This is a genomic window from Burkholderia plantarii (genome assembly GCF_001411805.1).
Taxonomy (GTDB): Bacteria; Pseudomonadota; Gammaproteobacteria; order Burkholderiales; family Burkholderiaceae; genus Burkholderia; species Burkholderia plantarii.
This window is the reverse complement of record NZ_CP007213.1, coordinates 2,990,003-3,014,226: the sequence shown is the minus strand read 5'-3', so window position 1 is coordinate 3,014,226 and position 24,224 is coordinate 2,990,003. Positions and strand designations below refer to the sequence as shown.

At 70.6% G+C, this 24,224-nt stretch carries 20 protein-coding genes and 1 pseudogene; 5 read left to right on the top strand and 16 right to left on the bottom strand.

The annotated features are described in order from the left end of the window. Positions 1 to 17 precede the first annotated feature (17 nt). The 7 genes from bpln_RS29480 to bpln_RS29450 all read right to left on the bottom strand — a co-directional run bounded on the left by bpln_RS29480 (position 18) and on the right by bpln_RS29450 (position 8,762). Positions 18 to 380, bottom strand: coding sequence for a YXWGXW repeat-containing protein (locus bpln_RS29480; RefSeq protein WP_042628668.1), 363 nt, complete (start codon positions 378 to 380; stop codon positions 18 to 20). 371 nt (positions 381 to 751) lie between these two features. After that, positions 752 to 1,693 carry an ABC transporter substrate-binding protein gene (locus bpln_RS29475; protein ID WP_055140805.1) on the bottom strand — a complete coding sequence of 314 codons (942 nt, stop codon included), beginning with the start codon at positions 1,691 to 1,693 and terminating at the stop codon, positions 752 to 754. Positions 1,694 to 1,775: 82 nt separating this feature from the next. Next, a complete protein-coding gene (locus bpln_RS29470; RefSeq protein WP_042628666.1) occupies positions 1,776 to 2,813 on the bottom strand; it encodes an ABC transporter permease subunit in 1,038 nt (345 codons plus the stop codon). A gap of 39 nt (positions 2,814 to 2,852) precedes the next feature. Continuing rightward, entirely contained in the window at positions 2,853 to 4,406 is a 1,554-nt protein-coding gene (locus bpln_RS29465; RefSeq protein WP_042628665.1) for a sugar ABC transporter ATP-binding protein, read from the bottom strand. Then, positions 4,393 to 5,640: an ROK family protein gene (locus bpln_RS29460; protein ID WP_055141267.1), complete on the bottom strand. Its 1,248-nt coding sequence runs from the start codon at positions 5,638 to 5,640 to the stop codon at positions 4,393 to 4,395. The genes bpln_RS29465 and bpln_RS29460 overlap by 14 nt, the downstream gene beginning before the upstream one ends. A 430-nt stretch (positions 5,641 to 6,070) precedes the next feature. Then, positions 6,071 to 7,603, bottom strand: a complete 1,533-nt coding sequence (locus tag bpln_RS29455; RefSeq protein ID WP_055141266.1) for a sensor domain-containing diguanylate cyclase — start codon at positions 7,601 to 7,603, stop codon at positions 6,071 to 6,073. A 307-nt stretch (positions 7,604 to 7,910) separates the two neighbouring features. Next, positions 7,911 to 8,762, bottom strand: a complete 852-nt coding sequence (locus tag bpln_RS29450; protein WP_042629578.1) for a LysR substrate-binding domain-containing protein — start codon at positions 8,760 to 8,762, stop codon at positions 7,911 to 7,913. 68 nt (positions 8,763 to 8,830) lie between these two features. Between bpln_RS29450 and bpln_RS29445 the strand changes: the two genes are divergently transcribed. Beyond that, complete coding sequence (locus tag bpln_RS29445; RefSeq protein WP_275472443.1) at positions 8,831 to 10,099, top strand: aspartate aminotransferase type Ic; 1,269 nt, start codon at positions 8,831 to 8,833, stop codon at positions 10,097 to 10,099. A 56-nt stretch (positions 10,100 to 10,155) separates the two neighbouring features. Here the strand turns inward: bpln_RS29445 and bpln_RS29440 are convergent, their stop codons facing one another. Beyond that, on the bottom strand, positions 10,156 to 10,557 hold the full coding sequence (locus tag bpln_RS29440) for a hypothetical protein (protein WP_042628663.1): 402 nt from the start codon (positions 10,555 to 10,557) through the stop codon (positions 10,156 to 10,158). A gap of 305 nt (positions 10,558 to 10,862) precedes the next feature. On the opposite strand from bpln_RS29440, the gene bpln_RS29435 reads away from it, so the two are divergent. Continuing rightward, positions 10,863 to 12,482, top strand: coding sequence for a methyl-accepting chemotaxis protein (locus bpln_RS29435; protein ID WP_055140803.1), 1,620 nt, complete (start codon positions 10,863 to 10,865; stop codon positions 12,480 to 12,482). Positions 12,483 to 12,762: 280 nt separating this feature from the next. On the opposite strand, the gene dctA is transcribed toward bpln_RS29435, so the two are convergent. The 4 genes from dctA to bpln_RS29415 all read right to left on the bottom strand — a co-directional run bounded on the left by dctA (position 12,763) and on the right by bpln_RS29415 (position 18,185). Then, positions 12,763 to 14,100: a C4-dicarboxylate transporter DctA gene (dctA, locus tag bpln_RS29430; RefSeq protein ID WP_055140802.1), complete on the bottom strand. Its 1,338-nt coding sequence runs from the start codon at positions 14,098 to 14,100 to the stop codon at positions 12,763 to 12,765. 462 nt (positions 14,101 to 14,562) lie between these two features. Continuing rightward, positions 14,563 to 15,597: an alpha/beta fold hydrolase gene (locus bpln_RS29425; protein WP_055140801.1), complete on the bottom strand. Its 1,035-nt coding sequence runs from the start codon at positions 15,595 to 15,597 to the stop codon at positions 14,563 to 14,565. A gap of 6 nt (positions 15,598 to 15,603) precedes the next feature. Then, positions 15,604 to 17,226 carry a flavin-containing monooxygenase gene (locus bpln_RS29420; RefSeq protein WP_055141265.1) on the bottom strand — a complete coding sequence of 541 codons (1,623 nt, stop codon included), beginning with the start codon at positions 17,224 to 17,226 and terminating at the stop codon, positions 15,604 to 15,606. A gap of 47 nt (positions 17,227 to 17,273) precedes the next feature. After that, the gene (locus bpln_RS29415) at positions 17,274 to 18,185 is read right to left on the bottom strand and encodes an SDR family NAD(P)-dependent oxidoreductase (protein ID WP_055140800.1); all 912 of its coding nucleotides are present in this window, start codon (positions 18,183 to 18,185) and stop codon (positions 17,274 to 17,276) included. Positions 18,186 to 18,286: 101 nt separating this feature from the next. Here bpln_RS29415 and bpln_RS29410 point away from each other — a divergent pair, with 101 nt between their 5' ends. Continuing rightward, entirely contained in the window at positions 18,287 to 18,976 is a 690-nt protein-coding gene (locus bpln_RS29410) for a TetR/AcrR family transcriptional regulator (protein ID WP_420807370.1), read from the top strand. A gap of 152 nt (positions 18,977 to 19,128) precedes the next feature. Here bpln_RS29410 and bpln_RS29405 read toward each other — a convergent pair whose 3' ends face one another. Next, the gene (locus tag bpln_RS29405; RefSeq protein ID WP_055141264.1) at positions 19,129 to 20,028 is read right to left on the bottom strand and encodes a LysR family transcriptional regulator; all 900 of its coding nucleotides are present in this window, start codon (positions 20,026 to 20,028) and stop codon (positions 19,129 to 19,131) included. A gap of 146 nt (positions 20,029 to 20,174) precedes the next feature. Between bpln_RS29405 and bpln_RS29400 the strand changes: the two are divergent. Together bpln_RS29400 and bpln_RS29395 are read left to right on the top strand one after the other, a co-directional pair. Next, positions 20,175 to 21,164: pseudogene (locus bpln_RS29400) on the top strand (pyridoxamine 5'-phosphate oxidase family protein); the annotation flags it as partial. Between the two features lie 480 nt (positions 21,165 to 21,644). Then, a complete protein-coding gene (locus bpln_RS29395) occupies positions 21,645 to 22,034 on the top strand; it encodes a cytidine deaminase (protein ID WP_055140798.1) in 390 nt (129 codons plus the stop codon). 12 nt (positions 22,035 to 22,046) lie between these two features. Here the strand turns inward: bpln_RS29395 and bpln_RS29390 are convergent, their stop codons facing one another. The 3 genes from bpln_RS29390 to bpln_RS29380 all read right to left on the bottom strand — a co-directional run bounded on the left by bpln_RS29390 (position 22,047) and on the right by bpln_RS29380 (position 24,154). Further along, entirely contained in the window at positions 22,047 to 22,811 is a 765-nt protein-coding gene (locus bpln_RS29390) for a helix-turn-helix domain-containing protein (protein WP_042628656.1), read from the bottom strand. Beyond that, positions 22,805 to 23,221, bottom strand: coding sequence for a response regulator (locus bpln_RS29385; protein WP_042628655.1), 417 nt, complete (start codon positions 23,219 to 23,221; stop codon positions 22,805 to 22,807). The genes bpln_RS29390 and bpln_RS29385 overlap by 7 nt, the downstream gene beginning before the upstream one ends. 300 nt (positions 23,222 to 23,521) lie before the next feature. After that, on the bottom strand, positions 23,522 to 24,154 hold the full coding sequence (locus bpln_RS29380) for a helix-turn-helix transcriptional regulator (protein ID WP_055140797.1): 633 nt from the start codon (positions 24,152 to 24,154) through the stop codon (positions 23,522 to 23,524). Positions 24,155 to 24,224: the final 70 nt, after the last annotated feature.

The following is a 24,224-nucleotide window of genomic DNA, read 5'->3' as shown; positions in this document are numbered from 1 at the left end:
CGAGCGCAGGGGCGGGTTCAGGCCACCCAATGGCCGCGAATCCAGACCCAGCCGTCGCCGCGCGGCGCCCAGTGGCCCGGCTCCCAGTGATGACCGACACGCACCGCCTGCCAGTGGCCGGGCTCCCAGACATAGGCGCCGTGTTGCCAGGCCCAGTGGCCGGCATCCCAGACGTAGCCGACGCGCGGCGCCGGCACGACCTCGACGCGCGGCGGCGGCGGCGCGGTGCGCACCACCACGGGCGCGGGCTCGGCCACCACGCAGGCGGACAGCGCGCTGCCGAGCAGCAGCGCGGCGCAGCAGGCGCGCAAGGTAGCGCGCAGGGGCGCGCGGGTGGGGGAAAGGATCGTCGCGCGGAGCGTAAGCCGGTTTGGCGTCATGGAATCGTCAGGTTGGTCCGGAGTCGAGGGGCGTGTCGCCGATCGGGCGGCCACACGCTGCTTAAACCGGTGCACCTGACGGAATCCGTCGCATATTTCAAAATATTTTTTCGGGCGACGGCGGGCGGCCTGAATGCGCTCGGCCTCCCCGGCGTTGTCGCCATGCGCGCCGGCCGCTCGCGCAAGCGCCTGCCTCGGCGGGAAACCGGTACCACGGGGCCGCGCGAGCGGCGGATCTGCGGCGGGGCGGCGGGGCGGCGGCGGGGCGCGGCGCGATGGCCGGCGCGGAACCCGGGCGGGGCACGGCGCGCCGGCGGCCTCACGCGCGCCGCGCGTGACCGGTCATGCGGCGCGTGCCGCGCCGGCGTCGCTCAGTGCGAGCTCCAGCCCTTGTAGTCCTTCACGTTGTCCCGCGTGACCAGCGTCGGCTCGATCAGGATCATCGGGTTGGCCGGCGCCTTGCCGTTCATGATGCCGTAGCCGACATTCACGGCCTGTTGCGCCATCGCCCACGGGTCCTGGCTCGACGACGCCTGCACCAGCGTGTTCGTCTTCAGCGCCACTTCCATGTCGGGCGCGCCGTCCACCGACGTGATCACGATGTTCGCGCGGTTCAGCTGCTTGGCCGCGAGATCGCTGCCGATCGCCTGCGGGTCGTTGATCGTGAACACGCCGTCGAGCTTCGGAAAGCGCGTCAGGTAGCCCTGCATCGCGTTCATGCCGCCTTCGCGCGAGCCCTTGCCGTCCTGGTCGCTCGACAGCAGCTTGATGCCGGCGTGCTTCGCCAGCTCGGTCTTGCAGCCGTTGACGCGATCGATCACGGCCGACACCTGCGGGCCGTTCTCGATGACGACGTTGCCCTTGCCGTTGAGCTTCTTCGCAAGGTAATCGCAGGCCAGCTCGCCGGCCTTCACGTTGTTGGTCTGCACGGTCGCGTTCGCGCCCGCGGCCGAGACGTCCACCGCGACCACCGTGATGCCGGCCGCCTGCGCCTTCTTCACCGCCGGCTCGATCGCCTTCGGATCGGTGGCGTTGAGCAGGATCATGTCGACGTGCGCGGAGATGAAGTTGTCGATCTGCGTGAACTGCTTGTTCAGGTCGTAATCGGCCGAGACCGCGATGACGCGCGCGTTCGGGTTGATTTGCCTGGCGCGGGCTTCGGCGCCCTTGACGATCGTCACGAAGTACGGGTTGCCGAGCGAGCCGACCGTGACGCCGATCGATTTCAGCGGCTTGTCGGCGGCATCGGCGGTGCCCGCGCCGAAGGCGAGTGCGCAGGCGAGGAGGGTCAGCGTGGCGTTTTGCTTGAACATGTCGTGGTGTCTCCGGAAGGTCCGTTGGCGGCTGGGTGCGGGAGGACCTGCCCGCACCCGTGCGGGGAGCGTTGGCGGCCTGTCAGGTGCGGGCCGATTCGCGTTGGCGGTAGCGGTCGAGCGCGACCGCGCCGATGATGACGAGCCCCTTGATGATGTACTGCCAGACGTCCGACACGCCGAGCAGCACCAGGCCGTTGGTCAGCACCGCGATGATGAGCGCGCCGATCAGCGTGCCGACGATCGAGCCGACGCCGCCGACGAAGCTGGTGCCGCCGAGGATCACCGCGGCGATCGCATCGAGTTCGTAGGACTGGCCGAGCTGCAGGCCGTTGGCGGCGTAGAGCCGCGCGGCGGACATCACCGCGCCGAGCCCGGCGAGCAGCCCCGACGCCGCGTAGACGAACAGGTTGATGGCCCGCACGTTGATGCCCGACAGCCGGGCCGCTTCGGGATTGCCGCCGACCGAATAGATGCGCATGCCGAGCACGGTGCGGCGCAGGATGAACCACGACAGCGCGATGACGGCGCACGCGATCACGACGAGCCACGGCAGGCCGAACACCGTGCCGTTGCCGATGAAGGCGAACGGCAGCTGCGGATTGAACACGGTCGTGTCGTTGCCCATCAGGCGGGCCACGCCGCGCACCGCGGTCATCGCGCCGAGCGTGACGATGAACGGCGGCAGGCGCAGGAACGAGATCAGGACGCCGTTGGCCGCGCCGAACGCGAGGCCGACGCCGAGCGCGATCGGCACGCCCAGCCAGCCCCAGCCCGGAATCGTCGAGGCCAGCAGGGCGGCGACGGCCGACGCGGCCAGCACCGAGCCGACCGACAGGTCGATGCCGCCCGTCAGGATCACGAAGGTCATGCCGGCGGCGAGCACGATGTTGATCGAAGCCTGCTGCGTGACGATCGACAGGTTCTGCAGCGTGAAGAAGCCGTCGGTCAGGAAGCCGAAGCCGAGGCAGAGCACCAGCAGCACCGGCAGCATGCCGGCGGTGCGCATCAGCGACTGCATGCGCGCGCGGCGGTCGGCGCCGCGCATCGGGGGCGTACGGTCGGCCGCCGTATGGGCCGTCGCGGAAGCGAGGTTCCGCTGCTTGGTCGGGTTGATCATGTCGATACCTGAAGGCAAGGGGAAGAGGGGCGGGCGGGATCAGTGCGCGTCGGCCGGTTCGGCCTGGGAGCCGGCGGCGAGGGCGATGATCGCTTCCTGCGTGATGGGCGTATTCGCGTGGCCGCCCAGTTCGCCGGCGATTTCGCCTTCGTGCATCACCAGCACGCGGTCGGCCACGCCGATGATTTCCGGCAGCTCGCTCGAGATCACGATCACGCCGGCACCGGCGCGGGCCAGGTCGTTGATGATGCGATAGATCTCGGATTTCGCACCGATATCGACGCCGCGCGTCGGCTCGTCGAGGATCAGCACGCGTGGTTTCGTCTCCAGCAGGCGCGACAGCAGGACTTTCTGCTGGTTGCCGCCCGACAGCGCGCCGACCTGGGTGTTCGCGTGCGGCACGCGGATCGAGAGCGCGGCGATCGCGTCGCGCGCCCGCGCGGCGCCGCGCGGCAGATCGAGGGTGCCGAACCGCGCGTCGCGGCTGCACACCGCGATGTTGATGTTGTCGCGCACGCTCATGTCGAGGAACAGGCCCTGGCGCTTGCGGTCCTCGGTCAGGTAGACGAGGCCGGCGTCGATCGACTCGCGCGGCGAGTGCGCGCCGAACGTGCGGTCGCCGAGCTTCACCTCGCCGCGCGTGCGCGGCTCCGCGCCGAAGATCAGCCGCGCCAGCTCGGTGCGGCCCGCACCGACCAGCCCCGCGATGCCGAGCACCTCGCCGGCGTGCAGATCGAGGCTGCAGCCGCGCACGCGGCCGCCGTCGGCGACGTCGCGCACCGACAGCAGCAGGTGGCCGGGATCGTAGGGCGCGTGCGCCTTCTTGTAGAAGCCCGAGATGTCGCGGCCCACCATCATCGAGACGAGCCGGTCGGCCGACAGCGCGTCGCGCTCGAGCGTGCCGACATAGGTGCCGTCGCGCAGCACCGAGACACGATCCGAAAGTTCGTAGATCTCGGCCATTCGATGGCTGATGTAGATGATCGCGAACCCTTCCTCGCGCAACTGGCGGATCAGGGCGAACAGGTGCTCGGTCTCGCGCGACGACAGCGGCGTGGTGGGTTCGTCCATCACCAGGATGCGCGCGCGGGTATGCACCGCGCGCGCGATTTCGACCAGCTGCTGCTCGGCGATCGACAGCGTGCCGACCAGCGCGTCCGGGCCGAACGGCGCGCCGAGGCGCGCGAGCACGTCCCGGCAGCCGCGCGCCATCGCGGCGCGGTCGATGGTGCCCCAACGGCGGTTGCCGCGCCGCAGTTCGCGGCCAATGTAGATGTTTTCGGCGACGCTCAGGTTCGGCGACAGGCACAGCTCCTGGTAGATCACCGCGATGCCGGCATCGCGCGCGGCGAGCGTGCCGTCGATGTCCGCCGGCCGGCCGTCGATCAGGATCTCGCCGCCGGGGTCGGCGCGATACGCGCCGGACAGGATCTTCATCAGTGTCGACTTGCCGGCGCCGTTTTCGCCCATCAGCGAATGAATTTCGCCGGGATAGACGGTCAGGCCGACGTTGTCGAGCGCGCGCACGGCAGCGAAGGTCTTGCTGATGCCGCGCATCTCGAGCAGCGGCGGGGACGCCTTAGAAAGAGACATAGGCAACCTCTTGCTTGTCCGGGCCCGCCCCGCGCAGGATGCCGGAGCGGGGTGAGAAGTTGAAGAACATCGGCAGGGTGGCGGCGCCGATCGCGCCGGCGTCCGCGCCGAACGAGCCGCGCACGAGTTCGGGCACGCCGCGCGCCTCCGGCGTGATCGCGGCGAGCGCCTCGCGCAGGCGCGGCATGAGACGGTCGAGCAGGCCGGCGTCCACGTCCGAATCGAGGACGACCACCGGCAGATCGAGGATCGACAGCACCGAGCGCAGCGCAAACGCGAGCGCATCCACGCAATCGTCGATCCATTCGTCGACGGCGTGTACGCCGCGCGCGATGCAATCGTTCAGCGCGGCGCGGCTGTCGACCGTCTCGCCGCAATGGCGCAGGTGCCGGATCAGCGCGCTCAGCGACGCGCGCGTGAGCAGGATGTCCCAGGCGCCGTGCGGGGCCGGTGCCGAGCACAGGCGGCTCGGCCGCACCGGCATCACCGCGAAATCGCCGGCGTTGCCGGTGCGGCCGTGCAGGCAGTCGCCGTCGATTGCGATGCCGCCGCCGATCACCGGCCCGAGGAACAGATAGACGAAATGGTCGCGCTGACGGCCGCAGCCGTAGAACAGCTCGGCGATGGTGGCGGCGTTGCCGTCGTTCTCGCTGAACACCGGCAGCGGCGTGACGCCGGCGAGCTCCCGGGCCAGATCGATTTCGGCCCAGGCGCGGAATGCGTCGGCCGGCAGACCCAGCTCGCGCAACCAACTGCCGAGGTTGAACGGGTGGGCCACGCCCACGCCCGTGAGCCGGTCGCGGCCATGGGCGGGAAGCTGGCGCTGCAGTTCCTCGATATCGCCGCGCACCGTCTCGAGCACGATCGCGGGCGGAGGAAGAAAGATGTCGTGCGAGCGGCAGCCGATGACATCGCCCGCGAAATTGACCAGCGCGGTTTCGATGCGCATGCGGTCCACGCGCACGCCGATCCCGAACGCGCCGTTCGGATCGAGGCGGATCAGCGACGCCGGCTGGCCGCGCTGGCCTTCGGTACGGCCCGCGAACTCGATGAGCTTCGCGTCGGCCAGCGAGGCGACGATGCTGCCGACCGCCGTGCCCGTCATGTTCGCGCGGCGCGCCAGTTCGGCTTTCGACGCGCTGCCCGTGCGCCGCAGCATCTGCAGCAGCAAACGCTCGTTGTAACGACGCACGTTGGCCGAATTGCTGCCTTGCCCGATGTGCGGGCGTCGCATGGTGTGTCCTTCCATGGGGTCGGGCCGATGGCATATTAAATAAATCAAGTTGATTTATTTAAATAGCGAAGCCATATCGCGTCAATCTTGGTAAACCCTGCGTGACGGCAGGCGGGCGTGAACGCATCGGGTTTGGCGGGGCTCGGGTCGAGCGCGTCGCGCCTGGAACGGGACGCCGGGCAAGTTTCGCCGGAACTGCATGCGCCCGGCGCGCCCGGGACGGGAGCCGCGCGGCGAGCACCTGCCGTGGCGGGCGGCGGTCGAGCCGGTTGCGCCGATGCCGGGCTGCAGGCCGCGGACCGATGCCGCCGGCATGCCCGCACGCATCCACCCCAACCGGCCCGGTCGATTCCCGGGGCGGTTCAGTCGATCCCGCCGCTTCGCTCGAGACGGCGGCGCCCCCGGCCTGGCTGCGGCGAAATGAGTGCCGTCAAGTGGTGATGAGATTTCCGTCCGGATCGCAGATTCGATTTCGGCCCGCCGTTTTCGCGTGATAGAGCGCGGTGTCGGCGAGGCTCACGAACGCCGCGTCGCTTGCCACCGAGGTGTCGCCCGAGGTGACGATGCCGATGCTGACGGTCACGCGGCCGTGGCGGCTCGTCGTGTGCGGGATCGCGAGTTCGTAGATCGAGCTGCGAACGTGCTCGCCGATATGGGTGGCGCCGGCCGCGTCGGTGTCGGGCAGCGTCACCACGAACTCCTCGCCGCCGTAGCGCGCCACGCTGTCGGACGGGCGCCGCACGCATCGCGTCAGCACGCGGCCCACCTCGCGCAGCACGTCGTCGCCGGCGGGGTGGCCGTAGCGGTCGTTGTAGGCCTTGAACTGGTCGATGTCGACGAACAGCAGCGACAGCGGCTTGCCGGTACGTTGCGCCCGCAACCATTCGCCGTGCAGCGTGGCGTCGAACGCGCGGCGGTTGCCGAGCCCGGTCAGCGCGTCGGTGCGCACCAGCTGGTGCAGCTGCAGCTCGGCCTTCTGGCGCAGGCGCAGCTCGTGCGAGAGCAGCACCGCGCCGGCCGAGACGACGAGCGAGAACACCGCCACGATCACGCCGAGCCGTCCGGCGCGGTGCCGCCATTCCACGTAGATGTCGTCCTCGGCGGGCGCCACGTTGACGATGATCGGCAGGGTCGGCAGCCGGCGGAACACGTAGAGCCGGCGCGTGCCGTCGAGCTTGGCGAAGCCGGCCACCGAGCCGGTCGGGCGGGCCATCGCGTCGCGATACACCGTGGTGTTGCTGACGTCGCGACCCACCATGCCGTCGTCGAACGGCAGCCGCGTGATCAGCGCGCCGTTGGTGCCGATCACTGACGCCGAGCCGTGCGGGCCGACCGACAGCCCGTCGAGCAGCGAGCGGAAATAGTCGACGCTGAGCGCGCCCACCACCACGCCGCCGAACGAGCCGTCTTCGTTGTCGATGCGCCGCGTGAGCGTGAGCATCGACATGCCGCGATGCATCGGCGAGGGCAGCGGCCGGCTGATGTAGAGGCCGAGGTCGGGCTGGTCGCGATGGATCGCGATGTCCTCGCGCATCGCGAAGTTGCCGGCCGGCGGCGTGTCGGAGCGCGAATCGAGCACGACGTCGCCATGCGCGTCGACCACGTAGATGGTGCCGAGATAGCGGCCGGTGGTGGCGCGATCGAACAGCACGAGGTTGCGCAGATGCGGCGGCAGCGCCATCACCTGCGGCTGGCGCATGCCGTCCACCACGGCCTGCAGCGACAGGTCGTATTGCTCGATGCTGCGCGCGATGTCGCGTTCGAGCACGAGCACGAGGTTGCGCGCGTTGCCCTCCGCGCGCTGATAGGCATCCGAGCGCGACTGGTAGAGCACGAGCGCGCTCAGGGTCCAGAAGAACATCAGCAGCAGCGCGCCGGCGATCAGGACGCCATTCGGCGTCAGCAGGCGCGCGGGATGCATCTTCGACAGACGGCGCGGCGAATCGGACTGGCGATCGGGCATGAGTAGCAAGCGAAACGAATCGGGCAACGTCGCGGCGCGTGGCATGCGTGCCGCGGCGGCGTGCATACGGTTCGATTATCGGAGCAAATCGGGCGTTTCAGATCGACCCGACACACTTAGTGGTGCGTGCGACACACAGTTTTACGTTGATGCATCGCAGCATGAGCGCGGCGCGGTGCTTGGGAGCCCGCGAGCGGGCCGGGGACGGCTCGATGCGCCCGGTGCCGCCTGCTTTCGTCCGCCGAGGCGGCCGGCGGCGCCGGGAATCGTTGCGCGCGCCACGGCCGGCCCGCCGCCGGCGCCCGGGTCAGAGGCTTAGGTCGGACAGCAGCTGGTCGGCGAGGAAATCGCAGGGCGGCCGGTTCGACCGGGCGCTGCGCGCGAGCACGATGTCGAGATCGGGCAGCGGCGGCAGGCCGTGCGCCGGCCCCTGCTGCGAGAAGTGGGCGGGCACCGCGCAGCGCGCCAGCGGCGCCACCGCGAGCCCCGCCTCCACCATGCTGAAGAGGCCCATCAGGCTCGGGCTTTCGTATGAGGTACGAAACGCGATGCCGGCCGCCTCGAGCGCGCGCATCGCGTTGGCGCGCGCCACGCTGCCGGTGCCGAACAGCGCCACCGGCAGGGGCCGCTCGTCCCACACGGCGCCGCCCGACGGCGGGCCGGCCCAGACCATCGGCTCGGCGCGCACGAACGCGCCGTTCAGTCCGCGCATGCGCGTCACGCAGGCCAGGTCGATCTTGTTGTCCTTCAGGAGCGGCGCCAGCGCGCGGCTCGGCAGCCCCACCACCTGGATCTCCACCTTCGGGTAGCGCGCCGAGAACTTGCGCAGTACCGGCGGCAGCAGGGAGGACGCGTAGTCGTCGGGCACGCCGATCGTCACGCGCCCCTTCACCTCCGGATGCACGATCGCGGCCCAGGCCTCGTCGCGCAGCGCGAGCAGGCGGCGCGCGTAGGCGACCAGCGTCTCGCCGTCGGGCGTCGGCATCACGCTGCGCGGGCCGCGCACGAACAGCGACTTGCCGAGCGACTGCTCCAGCGCGCGGATCTGCATGCTCAGCGCCGACTGGGAGCGATGCACGCGCGCCGCGCCGCGCACGAAGCTGCCGGCTTCCGCCACGGCCACCACCATGGCCAGCACATCGAGGTCCAGTGCCTTCATGATCATCAGAAAAACTGATTGAAAGCGTCAATATAACTCGTTTGCCTGATGGGTGACCGCCGCGCATACTGGCCCGGCAGTTCCAGGCCAGCCCTTCAGACGCCGCGACGCGGCAGGAGATCCGATCGATGTTTTCGACGTATGACGCATTCCGGCAGCGAGGCATGCGCCTCGACATGTCGCGCGGCAAGCCCGCGCCCGAGCAGCTCGACCTCGCGACGCGCCTGTTCGCGGCGGCGGGCGACCCCGGCCATCTCGCGCGCGACGGCGCCGATTGCCGGAACTACGGGTTCGGACTCGGCCTGCCGGAAGCGCGCGAGTTCGGCGCGGCGCTGCTCGGTGTCGAGCCGGCGTGCGTCGTCGCGGGCGGCAATTCGAGCCTGGAGCTGATGCACGACGTGCTCGCGTTCGCCACGCTGCACGGCTTGCCGGGCGGCGCCGCGTGGCGCGACGGCGGCGTGACGATGCTGTGTCCGGTGCCCGGCTACGACCGGCATTTCACGATCTGCGAGACGCTCGGCATCCGCATGATCGCCGTGCCGATGCGCGACGACGGCCCCGACATGGCGGTGGTCGAGGCGCTGGTGCGCGACGACGCGTCGATCCGCGGGATCTGGTGCGTGCCGCTCTACAGCAACCCGACCGGCGCGATCTATTCGGCCGAGACGGTGCGGCGGCTCGCGGCGATGCCGGCCGCCGCGCCCGACTTCGTGCTGATGTGGGACGACGCCTACCGGTTCCACCACCTCGGCGACACGCCGCACACCACGCCGAACGTCATCGAGGCTTGCGCGGCGGCCGGCCATCCCGATCGCGCGATCGTGTTCGCCTCGCTGTCGAAGGTGACGCTGGCCGGCGCGAGCGTGGCGTTCCTCGCCTCGTCGCCGCGCAACGTCGAATGGTGGGCCCGGCATGCCGGCGCGCGTTCGATCGGGCCGGACAAGCTGAACCAGTTGCGGCACGTGCATGCGCTACGCGACCGGGCGGGCGTGGAGGCGCTGATGGCGCGGCACCGCGCGCTGCTGCGGCCGAAGTTCGAGGCGGTGGAGGCGACGTTCGCGGCGCGGCTGTCCGGGCTGGCCGGCGTGGCCTGGACGCGCCCGCAGGGCGGCTATTTCATCAGCCTCGAGGTGCCGCCCGGGCACGCGAAGCGCGTGGTCGCGCTGGCCGCCGAGGCGGGGCTGGTGCTGACGCCGGCCGGCGCCGCGTATCCGTATCGCGACGATCGCGACGATCGCCACCTGCGCATCGCACCGTCGTTCCCGTCGCTCGAGGAAGTGCAATCGGCCGCCGACGGGATCGCGGTGTCGGTCCGCCGGGCGCTGGAACTGGACTGACGATTACGGCCGCCTTACGCAGGGCGGCATGTCACCGGACGTGCATCGCCGGGCGTTCATTTCTCGCAGCTCAGATCCTGCTTGCGCACGTCGACGATGATGGGGAACGTGCCCTGGTCGATTTCGATACGCGCGACCACGGAAGTGGTCGTGCTGCCGCTGTCGTCGTAGACGCTGACGCGCTCGTGGCGCAGGCTCGTCACGCCGACGCAGGCCGAAACGCGTCCTTCGTCGGAGACCTTGCACTGCAGCGGGTTGCCGGTCAGGTAGCGAAAGCGGTCCTTCTCGGGGCTCGCCAGATACTCGCGCAGGCTTTGCGGGCTGCCCGCCACGCCGGTCACGTAGCCGATCGCGCAGGGCTCGCCCGGCGTCGCCGCGATGGCCGGCGCATCGGCCAGCGCGGGCAGGGCCGTCAGCGTGAGGGCGGCGGCGCAGGCCGCCGCGATCGATTGCTTCATGGTGCGAATACCGGTGTCGGATCGAAGTGCGCAATTGTAATCGGAGCGCGCGATCGACGTCCGCGAGCCGGGGGCGCCGCCCGATCGCGGCGGCGCGGCACGACGGTTTCGTCCGACGTTTGCGCGCGAGGCTTGCCGGGCGGGCGTGGCCGGGAAGTCGCGGCGAATGATCGAGAGACGGGTCAGGAAGCGGGTCAAGAAGCGGGTCAAGAAGCGGGTCAAGAAGCGGGTCAAGAAGCGGCCCGCGCCTGCCGTTAACCCTGTCGTCGTTCTCCCGAATCGTGTATTCCCCCCTGGTGTCAAAAATGCTCAGCAAGATCAAGGTTGCATCCGGCCTGCTATGCGTTCTGGTCGCTTTTTGCGTGTTCCAGATCGCCACGGCGGCTTTCGGTTACTGGGCGCTCTCGCGCACCCATGACGACGTCGCCGACCTGTCCAACATCGCACTCAAGCAGTCCAACGCGGCCAGCGACGCCACGCAGTTGCTGATGGACGCGCGCATCAACCTGTCGCGCGCCGGCACGCGGATGGTGAAGGGCGGCGAGGAGCCCGTGCCGATCGTGCAGCACGCGCGCGATTCGCTGGCGGCCTCCGATCGCAGCTTCGCGAACTTCATGGCCTCGGCCAAGCTCAACGACGAGGACACCACGCGCGCGGCCGCGCTTGACGAGCGCTACCAGGCCTATCACAAGGCGCTCGGCGAACTCGCGCAGTATCTCGACGCCGGCAACATCCAGGCGTTCCTCGACCAGCCGACGCAGTCGTTCCAGGATGCCTATCTGGCGGAGCTGCACAACTTCACGCAGTTCGGCGACCGCGCGAACCACGCCTCGATCGACGCGATCGACACGCGCCTCGCGCTGTTCACCGACGTGGCGATCGGCATCGTGGTGGTGCTGCTGGCAGTCACCGCCGTCGTCCACCTGATGCTGCGCCGCGGCCTGGTGGAACCGCTCGAGGAAGCCGGCCGCCACTTCGACCGGATCGCCGCCGGGCGCCTCGACACGCCGGTCGCGCTGCGCGGCAGCAACGAGATCGGCCACCTCTACGCCGGCCTCGCCAACATGCAGGCAAGCGTGGCGCGGACCGTGAAGACGGTGCGCGAGGCGGCCGACGCGATCCACCTCGGCGCCGACGAGATCGCCACCGGCAACGCCGACCTGTCCTCGCGCACCGAAAGCCAGGCGGCTTCGCTGGAGGAAACGGCGGCGAGCATGGAAGAACTGACCACCAACGTGCATCACAACGCCCAGCACGCCGGCGAGGCGAACCAGCTCGCGGCGAGCGCGCTGTCGGCCACCTCCACCGGCAACCAGGTGATGGGCGAGGTGGTGGACAAGATGCGCGGCATCGCGCAAAGCTCGGACCGCATCGCCGAGATCATCTCGGTGATCGACGGCATCGCGTTCCAGACCAACATCCTCGCGCTGAACGCGGCCGTGGAAGCGGCGCGCGCGGGCGAGCAGGGCCGCGGCTTCGCGGTGGTGGCGGGCGAGGTGCGGGCGCTCGCGCAGCGCAGCGCGCAGTCGGCCAAGGAGATCAAGTCGCTGATCAGCGAATCGGTGAACCAGATCCGCGGCGGCTCGCAGCTCGTCGAGAACGCGGGCGAGGCGATGCGCAACGTGTCGATGTCGATCGAGCGCGTCGCGCAGATGATGTCGGACATCAGCGCCTCGTCGCATGAGCAGAGCACCGGCATCGGGCAGGTCAACCAGGCCGTCAACCAGATGGACGAGATGACCCAGCAGAACGCGGCGCTCGTCGAGGAAGCGGCGGCCGCGGCGGCCTCGCTGCACCAGCAGACGCAGCGCCTGAAGGACGCGGTATCGGTGTTCCAGATCTCCGACGCGGTGCTGCGTCCGGCGGCGGCCTCGCCGTTCGGCGCCGGCGCGCGCTTCGCGGGCACGGAGCCGCGCATCGCTTGAGTCCTCGGTGATTGCCCGGGCGCCTTCGCCGGGTGATCATCGAATCGTCGCCGTCGCGATACCTGTTTGCGACGGCGACGATCCTCTTCCGCCGTTTCCCTTCATGCGGGATGCGGTCGGCGTCATGCGGCTGACGTGACGGTCGTGTCGTTCATTCCCCGCGACGTTTCCGATTGTCCCGGCGCTTGCCGCGACGCGTGACGGCGCGCGGCCCGGCCGCTTCGATCCTCTTCGACGACCCGCCCGGGCACCGCAGCCGGCGGCCGCGTGTCCATGACGACTACGAACGCCCTTCGTGCGCGGCCAGCGGCGCCGGCTCGTGCTGCAGCGTGGCCGGCCGCTCGTCGGGCTGCGGCTCGCGGTCGAGCACCGCGCGCGCCGTCCTCATGTCGAGCGCGCCTTCCCAGCGCGCCACCACCACCGTCGCCACGCCGTTGCCGATCAGGTTCGTGACGGCGCGCGCCTCGTTCAGGAAGCGGTCCACGCCGAGCAGCAGCACCAGCCCGGACACGGGGATCTGGTGCATCGAGGCGAGCGTCGCGGCCAGCGCCACGAAACCGGCGCCGGCCACCCCGGCCGAGCCCTTCGAGGTCAGCAGCATCACGCCGAGCAGCAGCAGCTGGTCCCAGATCGACAGGTGGAGGTTGAACGCCTGCGCCACGAACACGGCCGCCATGGTCAGGTAGATCGCGGTGCCGTCGGCGTTGAACGTGTAGCCGGTGGGCAGCACCATCCCGACCACCGGACGCGAGCAGCCGAGCTTTTCCATCTTGAGCAGCATCTGCGGCAGCACGGCCTCGGTCGAGGCGGTGCCGAGCGTGATCAGGATCTCGTCGCGGATGTAGCGCAGGAACTTCCACAGCGACAGGTCGCAGAGCCGCATCGCGGTGCCGAGCACCACCACCACGAACAGGATCGAGGTGGCGTAGAGGCACAGCATCAGCTGGCCGAACGAGGCCAGCGTGCCGATGCCGTACCTGGCGATGGTGAACGCCATGCCGCCGAACGCGCCGATCGGCGCGACGTACATGACGATCCGCACCACCCCGAACATGCCTTGCAGGAACATGTCGAGCATGTCGACGAGCGGCGCGGTGCGCGGCCCGAGCCTGGCCAGCGCGATCGCGAAGATCACCGAGAAGAAGATGATCGGCAGCATCTCGCCGTTCGCGAACGCGCCCACCACGCTGTTGGGCACGATGCTCATCAGGAAGTCGAGCGCGCCATGCTGCTTGGCCGCGTGCGTGTAGCTGGCGATCGCGGCGCCGTCGAGATGGCCGGGGTCGGCGTTCATGCCGCTGCCGGGCCGCACCAGGTTGACGATCACGAGGCCGATCGCGAGCGCCAGCGTGGAGGCGATCTCGAAGTAGACGATCGCCTTGACGCCGACGCGGCCGGCCTCGTGCAGGTCGCTCATGCGCGCGATGCCCACCACCACCGAGGCGAAGATGATCGGCGCGAGCAGCATGCGGATCAGCTTGATGAACAGATCGCCGAGCGGCTTCAACTGCGAGCCGACATCGGGGAGAAAGTGGCCGACGAGGATGCCGGCGACGATGCCGATCAGAACCTGGACGTAAAGCCTGGAAAGCGACTTCCGAATGCGGGATGCCAGCATGCCTGTCTCCTGTGCGTGGCGCGGTTCACGGGAAACCCGTGCGCGGCTGCCCGCGAGGCGCGTCGCGGCGAAATGCGTGCGCGGGTTTCGCCTTGCAGTCCTTCTGGATCTTTTGTCGTACCTAAGACGGCCTAGCATAGTCCCGCGCCGCGACCCGACAATTCACCGCCATTCATTTCATTTTTCACTCAAGGTGAAAACTGGAATGGCGGTTTGTTCGCGATCGGGATCGGGCAGGGGATGCCGGCCGCCGGGCGGTGCCGGGGGATCGTGGCGGGAGGCGCGGGGCGTTCGAGCGGGCCGAAAGCGGTGGCCGGGCGGTGGGCTTGCTCGCCGCAGGCGCGGCGCGTGACGTAACGTGAATGGTGATGCGGGCCGGCGAGTACGCGCGCAGGCCCGGCGGCGGCGCGCGCGGCGGCTCGGTGCGATGCCGCGCCCAGGGCGAGACCGCGCGCGGCGGCGTCAGCGGCCCGTGGCGAGGCGCGCGGCCGGCTGCAACGCGCCGGCCTGCGTGACCTCGGACGGTGCCGGATCCGGCCGCGCCCCATCGTGTTGCGGCGCCGCGTTCGCCGCCGCGGCCACCGCGAGGAGCCAGTCGGTGGTGGCGGCCGGCTGCGTCACGGGCAGCATGTGGCCGCCCTCCACGGCGCTCAACTCGACGCTGTCGAGCTTGCGCTTGAGCCCCTCGCCATGCTTGTGGAAATCGAGGATCGCGTCCTGGCGCCCGTACAGCATGCTGACCGGCGCGCCCAGCGTCGGGTAGCGGCGCTCCATGTCGGGCAGGTCCTCGGGCGCGGCGACCAGGTCCGACGACGCCGCGTAGAACGCCTCGGGCCGCAGCCCCATCATGCCGCCGCCCTTCAGCGGGAAATCGCGCGGCACCGGCTCCGGCGCGAAGATCGCGTCGATCGCCTTGCGGCTTTGCAGGATCATGATCGGGATGCCCATCGTCAGCGACGCGAAGCGGCGCAGCGCCGCCGGGCGCAGCGCGAGCCCGCGGAACGCCTTGGGCGGCTCGGTCTCGGTGTGCGTGAGCGGCGCGATCAGCGCGATGCGGCTCACGCGCTCGGGGTAGTCCAGGCCGACCGCGAGCGCGATCGCGCCGCCGAGCGAATGGCCCACCAGCACCGGCCGCTCCAGGCCGAGCGTCTCGATGAAGCGGGCGATGCCGCGCGCCTGCGCGTAGACGTTCGCGCGCGAGGCGGGGCCGCGCGTCGAGCGTCCCGAGCCGGCCCGATCGACGAGGATCACGCGATGCGACTGCGCGAGCCGCGCCAGATCGAGGTAGGCGAAGTTCAGCAGCTGCCCGCACAGGCCATGCACCATCACGATCGGCGGCCCGCTGCCGTAGTCGACATAATGCAGGCGGTCGCCGTCGATCTCGACGAACTTGCCCTCGGGCGGAAAGCGGCGGCGCACCTGATGCGCGGTGAACAGCGTGAACGCGAACAGCACGGCGTAGAGGGCGACCACGATGGCGATCAGTTGGACGATCATGATTTCTCACCTTCTCTCATAGGCGGGTTCGGAAGCGGCGTGGCGCGAGTCCGCGGCGGTGGCCGGGCTGCTCGCGGCCGGCCGGCGCGCGAAGCGCATCGCGCCGTCGGTGAGCGAGCCGAAGCGCAGCAGCGCGAGGTCGCGTGCGTAATTCTGATGCGATTTCCACGGATTGCGCAGGCCCTGCTTCGGCAGTAGCGCGGCGGCGCGCTGGATGTAGCCGGAGCTGAGGTCGACGGCCGGCGCGAGCGGCATGGCCGCGTCGTCAAGCGTGGGCGTGCAGCTGTCGTAGCCGTGCGCGCGCATGTGGTTGAGCAGCCGGCAGACGTACAGCGCGATCAGTTCGGCCTTCAGCGTCCACGAGGCGTTGATGTAGCCGAACGAGGTGGCGAGGTTCGGCACGCCGCTCGCCATCATGCCCTTGTACGACACGGCCTCGCCGAATTCGACGGGACGCCCGTCCACGCTCAGCGTCGCGCCGCCGAGCATGCGCACCTTGAGCCCGGTGGCGCTGACGATCAGGTCCGCCGCGAGCGTCTGGCCGCTTTTCAGCAGCAGGCCCTCGGGCGTGAAGCGTTCGATCTCGTCGGTGGCGATCGACGCGTCGCCGGCGCGGATCGCCTTGAACAGGTCGCCGTTCGGCACCAGGCAGAGCCGCTGGTCCCACGGCGCGTAGCGCGGCGTCAGATGCTTCGCGACGTCGAAGCCCGGCCCGAGCTGGCGGCCCGCGGCACGCAGGATGAAGCGCTTCGCCACCTCGGGGCGGCGCCGCGCGAACCGGTACACGTACATCGTCAGCAGCACGTTCCGGGTCCGCACCAGCCGGTGCGCGAGGCCGGCCGGCAGCCAGCGGCGCAGCCGCATCGCGAGTTTGTCGCGCGCCGGCATCGAGACGATGTAGGTGGGCGAGCGCTGCAGCATCGTCACGTGCGCGGCCTCGCGCGCCATCGACGGCACCAGCGTGACCGCCGTCGCGCCGCTGCCGATCACCACCACGCGCTTGCCCGCGTAATCGAGATCGCGCGGCCAGTGCTGCGGATGCACGATGCGGCCGCGAAAGCTCTCCATGCCGGGCCAGCTCGGCGCGTGGCCGTTCTCGTAGTCGTAGTAGCCGCTGCACATGTAGAGGAAGCGGCAGGTGAAGCGCAGCGCCCGCGGCGGCTGGCCGTCGCCGCCGTCGCCGCGCAGCACCTCGACCTGCCAGCGCGCCGTGGCCGGGTCCCAGTTCGCGCCGGTCACGCGGTGGTGGAAGCGGATCGCGCGCTCGATGCCTGCCTCGCGCGCGGTGTCGCGAATGTAGTCGAGGATCGTCGCGCCTTCGGCGATCGCGTTGTCGCTGTGCCAGGGCCGGAAGCTGTAGCCGAGCGTGAACATGTCGGAGTCGGAGCGCACCCCGGGATAGCGGAACAGGTCCCAGGTGCCGCCCAGCGTGGCGCGGCTTTCGAGGATCGCGAAGCTCGCCCACGGGCAGCGCTCGCGCAGATGGTGCGCCGCGCCGATGCCGGACAGGCCCGCTCCCACGATCAGCACGTCGAGATCGGCAGCCGCCTGGACCGGCTCGCCGCCGCTCGCGCGGCGCGTGGTTTCCGGTTCGCCGTCTTGTCCATGTTGCCGCGCGTGCCCGGGCATGCGTCCGGTGGCGGGGCGGGCCGCCTCGCCCGGCAGGTGGGTGGTGCTCATGCCGCGTCCCTCGTGTCGGTCGAGCGGCTCGCGGCCGCGTCGGCGGCGCCGCCGTGCCGCCGCAGATTGCGTTCGCGTGACTGGCGCACGAAGCGCAGCACGAACACCTGGTAGGCGGCGCCGAACAGCCGCGCGATCCGGTCGAGCCGGCGCGCGTCGGCGCCGATCAGCACGCGGCGCGCGTTGCGCGTCACGCCGGCGAGGATCTGCCGCGCGGCCTCGTCGGCGCTGGTCGCGTCGATCAGCTTGTTGGCGGCGCGCCGGTGCGCGTCGGGGCTCTGGCCCGTCAGCGTGACGATCCGCTCGTCGATGCGCGAGGCCGTGGCGATGTTGGTGGCCACGCCGCCCGGATGCACGCAGGTCGCGCTGACCGGCGCGCGTTCCAGTTCCAGCTCCATGCGCAGCGCCTCGGTGAAGCCGCGCACGGCGAACTTGCTCGCGTTGTAGGTGCTCTGGGTGGGCATCGAGACGAGCCCGAACAGGCTCGAGGTGTTGATCACGTGGCCGTCGCCCGATTCGCGCAGGTAGGGCAGGAACGCCTGCGTGCCATGCACGACGCCCCAGAAGTTGATGCCCATGATCCACTCGAAATCCTCGATGCGGACCTGTTCGGCCGGCGCCGCGAGCGACACGCCCGCGTTGTTGAACACCAGGTGTACGCGGCCGTGCGTCTCGCGCGTGGCCCTGGCCCAGCCGAACACCGCCTCGCGCGAGGCCATGTCGAGCCGCTGCGAACTCACGCGCACGCCGTGCGCGCTGCACAGCGCGACGGTCTGCGCGAGGCCGATCTCGTTGATGTCGCTCAAGGCGAGGTGGCAGCCGCGGCGCGCAAGCTCCACGGCGAGGCTGCGGCCCATGCCGGAGCCCGCGCCGGTGATGGCGGCGACCTTGTTGGAAAAATCCTTCATCGACGCTCCTTGCGGGCTTGCCGCCTTGCCGAAACGTGGCTTAAATGTGGTGTTGAGCGTCACCAATTTAATGATGCCATTGTGCGATGTCAAATAGCGAAATGGAGAAATCCCTCGAAACCGCCGGCAAGGGGCGCCCCTACGGCGGCGTCGCCCGCGAGGCGCGCGACGCGGAACGGCGCGCCGCGCTGATCGGCGCCGGCACGCGGCTGTTCGGTTCGCAGGGCTTTCGCCGGACCACGGTGCGCGCGCTCTGCCGCGAGGCGCGGCTCAACGACCGGTATTTCTACGCGGCGTTCCCGAACACCGAGGCGCTGCTGCAGGCCACCTACCAGCATCACGCGCAGCGCCTGCGCGACGCGATCGGCGAGGCGCTCGACGGGGCGGGCGAGCGGCTCGACGATCGCGTGGACGCGGGGCTGCGCGCGTTCTTCGCGTTCCTGCGCGACACCTGCGCCGCGCGCGTGCTGCTGCTGGAGGTGATGGGCGTGAGCGCCGAGACCGATACGACCTACCAGCGCAACCTGCTCGAATTCGGCCGGCAGATCGTCTCGGTGGCGCGCGCGGGCGACGCCGAGGATCCCGAGCAGCGCGCCGACGCGCGGCTGACCGGGCTCGCGCTGGTGGGCGCGATGACGAACGCCGGCGCGGCCTGGCTGCTGACCGGCTATCGCGATCCGGAGGCGCGCATGGTGCGCAATTGCCGGCGCGTGCTGCTCGGCACGCTGGCGATGTTCGATGCCGATCGGGACGCGGCGCGGGCCGATTCCGGGGTTGATGCCGATGCATGACGCGGCAGCGCGCGCGGCGCGGCCGGCGGGTGAGCGGGGCGGCGGCGTGCGAGCCGTGCCGGTTCGATCGCGGAACCGGTCGCGCTGAATCTTCCCGATGGCGGCCCGCCGCCCGAGCGCGGGCCGCTTTTGCTTCACGCCTGCCTTCTCCATCAGCCGCCGAGCCGTGCCTTCAACACGTCGATCGCCGCGCGCACCTTCGCGGACGGATGGTGCGTGGACGGATAGATCGCGTGAATGTCCGCCTCCGGCATCGACCAGTCGGGCAGCAGGCGCACCAGCCGGCCCGCGGCGATGTCGTGCTCGACGGAAAAGCTCGTCGCGATGCCGAAGCCGCAGCCGGCGAGCAGCGCCGCATGCACGGCGGGCATCGAGTTCGAGGCGAACGCGCGCCGGCAGCGGACCCGCGCGCGGCGGCCGTCGCCGTGCTGCAGCTCGAATTCGGGCCGCTGCAGCGTGGACAGCGACGCGTGGGGCCAGCCGGCCAGCGCGGCCGGCTCGGCGGGCCGGCCCCAGCGCGCGATCGCGGCCGGCGGCGCGACCACCCAGCGCTCGAAGCCGCCGATGCGCACCGAGCGGTGGTTCGAATCGGACAGCCGGCCGAAGCGCACCGCCACGTCGATCCGTTCGGCAACGAGATCGACGCGGCGGTCGTCGCAGATCAGTTCCACGTCGAGCGCCGGATGCGCGTCGCGCAGCGCCACCAGCGCCGGCGCGACCACCAGCGCGCCGTAGTCGATCGGCGCGCCCACCCGCAGCGTGCCGCGCAGCGGCCCGGCTTCGCCCGCCACCGCGTCGAGCGCGGCCTCGGCGGTGCGCAGGATCTCACCGGCCGCCTCGTAGAGCGTCTGCCCGGCGTCGGTCACGCTCAGCCGCCGCGTGGTGCGCACCAGCAGGTTCGCGCCCACCTCGGTCTCGAGCCGCTGCATGTGCGTGCTGACCATCGTCTTGGCGATGCCGAGCCGCGCGGCGGCGGCCGTCAGCGAGCCGGTCTCGACCACCGCCGCGAAGATCGCCAGGCGGTTCAGGTTCACGTTGCGCGTATCGGCCATCGCATTGTCCATGATGAGTGGATTGTGTTTCTTCGATTATCCGTCTTTCGTGAACGAACCGGCGGGCTTAGGCTGTCGGTTCGCGTCGGGTTGGCGGCCAGTCGGCCGGCCTGGCCCTTGGCGCGCAACGACGGAGGCGCACGGCGATGAACGGACCCACGATGATCGAACCCGGCAAGGCGGCCGGCGCCTCGCCGTTCCATGCGGGCGAACTCGCGGTGCAGCGGCGCGCGGGCGTCGCCGAACACGCCGACGTGGCCGGCCGCATCGGCATCCGCGGCTTCATGCCCGAGCAGCACCGCACGTTCTTCGCGCAGCTGCCGTGGTTCATCGTCGGCGGCGTCGACGCCGGCGGCCAGCCGTGGGCGACGCTGCGCGCGGGCGAACCTGGGTTCGTCGCGGCGCCCGATCCGGTCACGCTGCGCGTGGCGGGCGGCGCGCTGCGCGACGATCCGCTGGCCGACGCGTGGCGCCCCGGCGCGCCGTTCGGCGGCCTCGGCATCGAGCTGCCCACGCGGCGCCGCAACCGCGTGAACGGCACGGTCGCGGCGCTCGACGGCGCGGTGCTGTCGGTCGCCGTCACGCAGAGCTTCGGCAACTGTCCGAAATACATCCAGCGCCGCGCGCCGGAGCCGGTCGCGCCGGCCTGGCCGGCGGTGCCGTTGCGGCGCGCGAGCGCGCTCGACGAGGCCGACCGGGCGCTGATCGCGCGCGCCGACACGTTCTTCGTGGCGAGCGCGAATCTCGATCCCGACGCGCACCACGCGCGCGGGGTGGACGTGTCGCATCGCGGCGGGCTGCCCGGCTTCGTGCGCGTCGACGACGCCCGGACGCTGACCGTGCCCGACTACAGCGGCAACCGCTACTTCAACACGCTCGGCAACTTCGTCTCGAATCCGCGCGCGGGGCTGTTGTTCGTCGATTTCGAGAGCGGCGACCTGCTCTACGTCGCGGCACGCGCCGAGATCGTCTGGGACGGGCCCGATCTGGCCGCGTTCGAGGGCGCGCAGCGGCTCGTGCGGTTTCGCTTGAGCGAGGTGCGGCGCAGCGAGGCGGCACTGCCGTTTCGCTGGTCGGCGGCCGAATATGCGCCGCAGTTCACGCGGGCGGGGGCGGGCGGGGCCGGCGGAGGTGCGCAAGGGGCGGGGCCGGGGCAGCGGACCGGTGCGGGGGGCGACGATGGTTCGGAGCGCGCCGCGCGGCGTGGCGACCAGGCGGCGCCGCTGGCCGCGCTCGCGACGGCGACGCGAGTGTGCCTGCCGCCGCGGTGATCGAACGCCGCGGCCGGGCTGATAAGGGAGAGGATAGCGGCCCCGGCTGGCGTTCCCGCCATCGACGGCACGGTTTCTCGCTCCCGGCATCCGGCGACGCGACGGCTGCCGCTGCCGCGCGGACGAACGAGGCCCGGGCGTTCGCCTGCCTCGCGCGGCCCGGCCGCATCGGGACCGACGGGGCGTCGGGCGGGGCGCGCGTGGTACCCGATCCCTGGCGTGCGGCGATCGGCGCGGCTAGGATGCCGGCGGAGCGCGTCGGTCCGGGATCCGTTCAGGATCGGCATCCGATGCGCACCCGGCGGCAGCCCGCCCGACACGGCCCGAAGCGGCAAGGAGAAAACGATGGACCACGACACCCTGATCGAAGCCGCGCGGCGCGCGCGCGAGCAGGCCTACGCGCCATACTCCCGGTTCAAGGTCGGCGCGGCGGTGGTGACGCACGACGGGCGCGTCTTCGAGGGATGCAACGTGGAGAACGGCTCGTATGGCCTGAGCAACTGCGCCGAGCGCACGGCGTTGTTTACGGCGATCGCGGCCGGCTGCCGGCCCGGCGAATTCGCGGCGCTGGCCGTGATCGGCGACACGCCCGGGCCGATCGCGCCGTGCGGCGCGTGCCGGCAGGTGATGGTCGAACTCGGCGGGCCGGCGCTGCCGGTGGTGCTGGCCAACCTGGCCGGCGCGCGGCAGGAAACCACGGCGGCGCAGCTGCTGCCCGGCGCGTTCCGTCTTTGAGCGCGGCGCGCGTCAGACCTGCACGAGCCGCTGCGCGTCGGTGATGCGGATCTGCCGGCCGCGCGAATCGATCATGCCGCTGCGCTGGAATTTCGACAGCATGCGGCTCACGGTCTCGAGCGTCATGCCGAGATAGCAGCCGATTTCCTCGCGCGTCATCCGCAGGTTGAATTCGGCCGACGAATAGCCGCGCGCCTTGAAGCGCGCCGACAGGTTCAACAGGAACGAGGCCACGCGCTGCTCGGCCGTCATGGTGCCGAGCAGCATCATGGCGCGCGATTCGCGCACGATCTCGCCGCTCAGCAACTGATGCAGGTGCTGCTGCAGCGGCCGCATCTCGCGGCACGCCACTTCGAGCTGCGCGAACGGGATGATGCAGACGGTGCTGTCCTCGAGCGCGATCGCGTCGCTGTGATGCTCGCCGTCGCCGAGGCCGTCGAGCCCGAGCGTCTCGCCCGTGATCTGGAAGCCGGTCACCTGCTCGTGGCCGTCGCGATGCATCACGATCGTCTTGAACGAGCCGGTGCGCACCGCATAGAGGCTCGTGAACGGGGCCTGGGCGCGGAACAGCGCGTCGCCGCGCTTGACGTGGCGCGTCATGCAGATCAGCGTGTCCAGCCGGCGGAATTCGGCGTGCGTGAGTCCCGCGGGCATGCAGACGTTGCGCGTCGCGCAATTCGAACAGCGCGCGCCGGGCTGCTTCAGCGCGTCGAGCTGCGCGGCCGCGGGCGGTGGCACGTCGGGGGCGATCGGAGCGGGCTTCGTGGCGGTCAGCATGATGGGGCTCGTTCGGGGGCAGGTTGAGGGCGGCGCGCATGGGCGAGCGCGTCGATCGTGCGGCATGCCAGCTCGAATTCCGTGGTCTTGTCGAAGAAGTAGTGCGCGCCGGCGTCGTGGCTCGCGGCCCGGAAGGCCGGCCCGGACAGGTTCGTCAGGATCACGGTGGTCACGTGCGGCGCAAAGCGGGCCAGCGCGCCGAGCAGTTCGAGCCCGCTGCCGGAAGGCAGGCGCAGCTCGATCACGGCGACGTCCGCGCCGCTCGACACGATGCCGGCGAACGCCATCGCGTGATCCTCCGATTCGCCGACCACCGACACACCCGCGAGCGGTTCGAGCAACGCCGCGACGCGCCGGCGGATCGCGATGGCCGGTTCGACGACGTAAACACGAAGAAGGGTAGCGTCCATGCGGGCGAGTATCACAGCCGCGCGCCCCGAATGAAATCAGCGACGTATGAAATCGCGGTAGGTGTTTCGCTGAAATTTGTAGGCCGTTTCCTACAAACGCGACGCACCGGTCGGTGAATGGGTGCCCGGGGGCGCGGCCGGGCCGGGAGCCCGCGGATGGGGCCGGCTGTCGGGCCCGGCGTCGAGCGCGCGGGCGGGGGGCGACGGAGGGGCGGCAGCCGGCTCGAAGTCCGGCCGCGAAGCCGGCTCTGAAGCCGACGTGGAAACCGGCGCCGAGGGCAGCCGGCCGCGCCCGGCGCCTTATTTCGCGTCGTTGTAGACCGTGGCGCGCGACACGCCGAGATGCTGCGCGATGACTTCCATGGCGCGGCGCACCTCGAGGTAGCCCTCGCCGCGCAGCGCCTGCATCAGTTCGCGGCGCTGCTCGGTCTTCAGCGAGCGCGGCGTGGTGGCGAGCGTCATCGCGAAGCGGTCGATCCGCTCGCGGATCGCGTCGGCGTTGGCGGGGTCGAGCGTCTCGCCGACGTTGTCCGGGCCGGTCTGGCAGAACTGGTTCAGCAGGCTCTGGATGCCGCGGAACAGCGTGACGTCGACGTTCATGCACAGCGCGGCGACGTAGTCGCCGTTGGTGTCCTTGATGCCGATCGAGGTGCTTTTCGCGGGCCGCCCGTCGGCGAAGCGGTTCGCATAGTTCGTCAGCAGCGGCGGGTAATCGCTGTCGGCGATGCGCGCGAGGCCGAGTTCGGTGGTCGGATCGCCCACGGCGCGGCCCGACAGGTTGTTGTGGATCGCGATGATCGAGTTCTCGGGCGTGCGCAGGTCGTGTACCACCACCTCGGTGAACGGCGCGAACATCTCGCCGAGCCCTTGCGCGATGGCGCGGACCTGCTCGATCAGCGAAGCCTGTTCCGACGCAGAAGTCTTTCGGGTCATATTGGACGTTTTATCCGGAATTTGACGGTATTGTAACCACCGCCCGGTGTCGCCTCGCGATCCCGCGCCG

What these genes read in the sequence shown, in the direction of transcription:
- bpln_RS29480 (WP_042628668.1), bottom strand. Translation starts at nt 380, where the DNA reads ATGACGCCAAACCGGCTTACGCTCCGCGCGACGATCCTTTCCCCCACC.
- bpln_RS29475 (WP_055140805.1), bottom strand. Translation starts at nt 1,693, where the DNA reads ATGTTCAAGCAAAACGCCACGCTGACCCTCCTCGCCTGCGCACTCGCC.
- bpln_RS29470 (WP_042628666.1), bottom strand. Translation starts at nt 2,813, where the DNA reads ATGATCAACCCGACCAAGCAGCGGAACCTCGCTTCCGCGACGGCCCAT.
- bpln_RS29465 (WP_042628665.1), bottom strand. Translation starts at nt 4,406, where the DNA reads ATGTCTCTTTCTAAGGCGTCCCCGCCGCTGCTCGAGATGCGCGGCATC.
- bpln_RS29460 (WP_055141267.1), bottom strand. Translation starts at nt 5,640, where the DNA reads ATGCGACGCCCGCACATCGGGCAAGGCAGCAATTCGGCCAACGTGCGT.
- bpln_RS29455 (WP_055141266.1), bottom strand. Translation starts at nt 7,603, where the DNA reads ATGCCCGATCGCCAGTCCGATTCGCCGCGCCGTCTGTCGAAGATGCAT.
- bpln_RS29450 (WP_042629578.1), bottom strand. Translation starts at nt 8,762, where the DNA reads ATGAAGGCACTGGACCTCGATGTGCTGGCCATGGTGGTGGCCGTGGCG.
- bpln_RS29440 (WP_042628663.1), bottom strand. Translation starts at nt 10,557, where the DNA reads ATGAAGCAATCGATCGCGGCGGCCTGCGCCGCCGCCCTCACGCTGACG.
- bpln_RS29435 (WP_055140803.1), top strand. Translation starts at nt 10,863, where the DNA reads ATGCTCAGCAAGATCAAGGTTGCATCCGGCCTGCTATGCGTTCTGGTC.
- dctA (WP_055140802.1), bottom strand. Translation starts at nt 14,100, where the DNA reads ATGCTGGCATCCCGCATTCGGAAGTCGCTTTCCAGGCTTTACGTCCAG.
- bpln_RS29425 (WP_055140801.1), bottom strand. Translation starts at nt 15,597, where the DNA reads ATGATCGTCCAACTGATCGCCATCGTGGTCGCCCTCTACGCCGTGCTG.
- bpln_RS29420 (WP_055141265.1), bottom strand. Translation starts at nt 17,226, where the DNA reads ATGCCCGGGCACGCGCGGCAACATGGACAAGACGGCGAACCGGAAACC.
- bpln_RS29415 (WP_055140800.1), bottom strand. Translation starts at nt 18,185, where the DNA reads ATGAAGGATTTTTCCAACAAGGTCGCCGCCATCACCGGCGCGGGCTCC.
- bpln_RS29410 (WP_420807370.1), top strand. Translation starts at nt 18,287, where the DNA reads ATGGAGAAATCCCTCGAAACCGCCGGCAAGGGGCGCCCCTACGGCGGC.
- bpln_RS29405 (WP_055141264.1), bottom strand. Translation starts at nt 20,028, where the DNA reads ATGGCCGATACGCGCAACGTGAACCTGAACCGCCTGGCGATCTTCGCG.
- bpln_RS29395 (WP_055140798.1), top strand. Translation starts at nt 21,645, where the DNA reads ATGGACCACGACACCCTGATCGAAGCCGCGCGGCGCGCGCGCGAGCAG.
- bpln_RS29390 (WP_042628656.1), bottom strand. Translation starts at nt 22,811, where the DNA reads ATGCTGACCGCCACGAAGCCCGCTCCGATCGCCCCCGACGTGCCACCG.
- bpln_RS29385 (WP_042628655.1), bottom strand. Translation starts at nt 23,221, where the DNA reads ATGGACGCTACCCTTCTTCGTGTTTACGTCGTCGAACCGGCCATCGCG.
- bpln_RS29380 (WP_055140797.1), bottom strand. Translation starts at nt 24,154, where the DNA reads ATGACCCGAAAGACTTCTGCGTCGGAACAGGCTTCGCTGATCGAGCAG.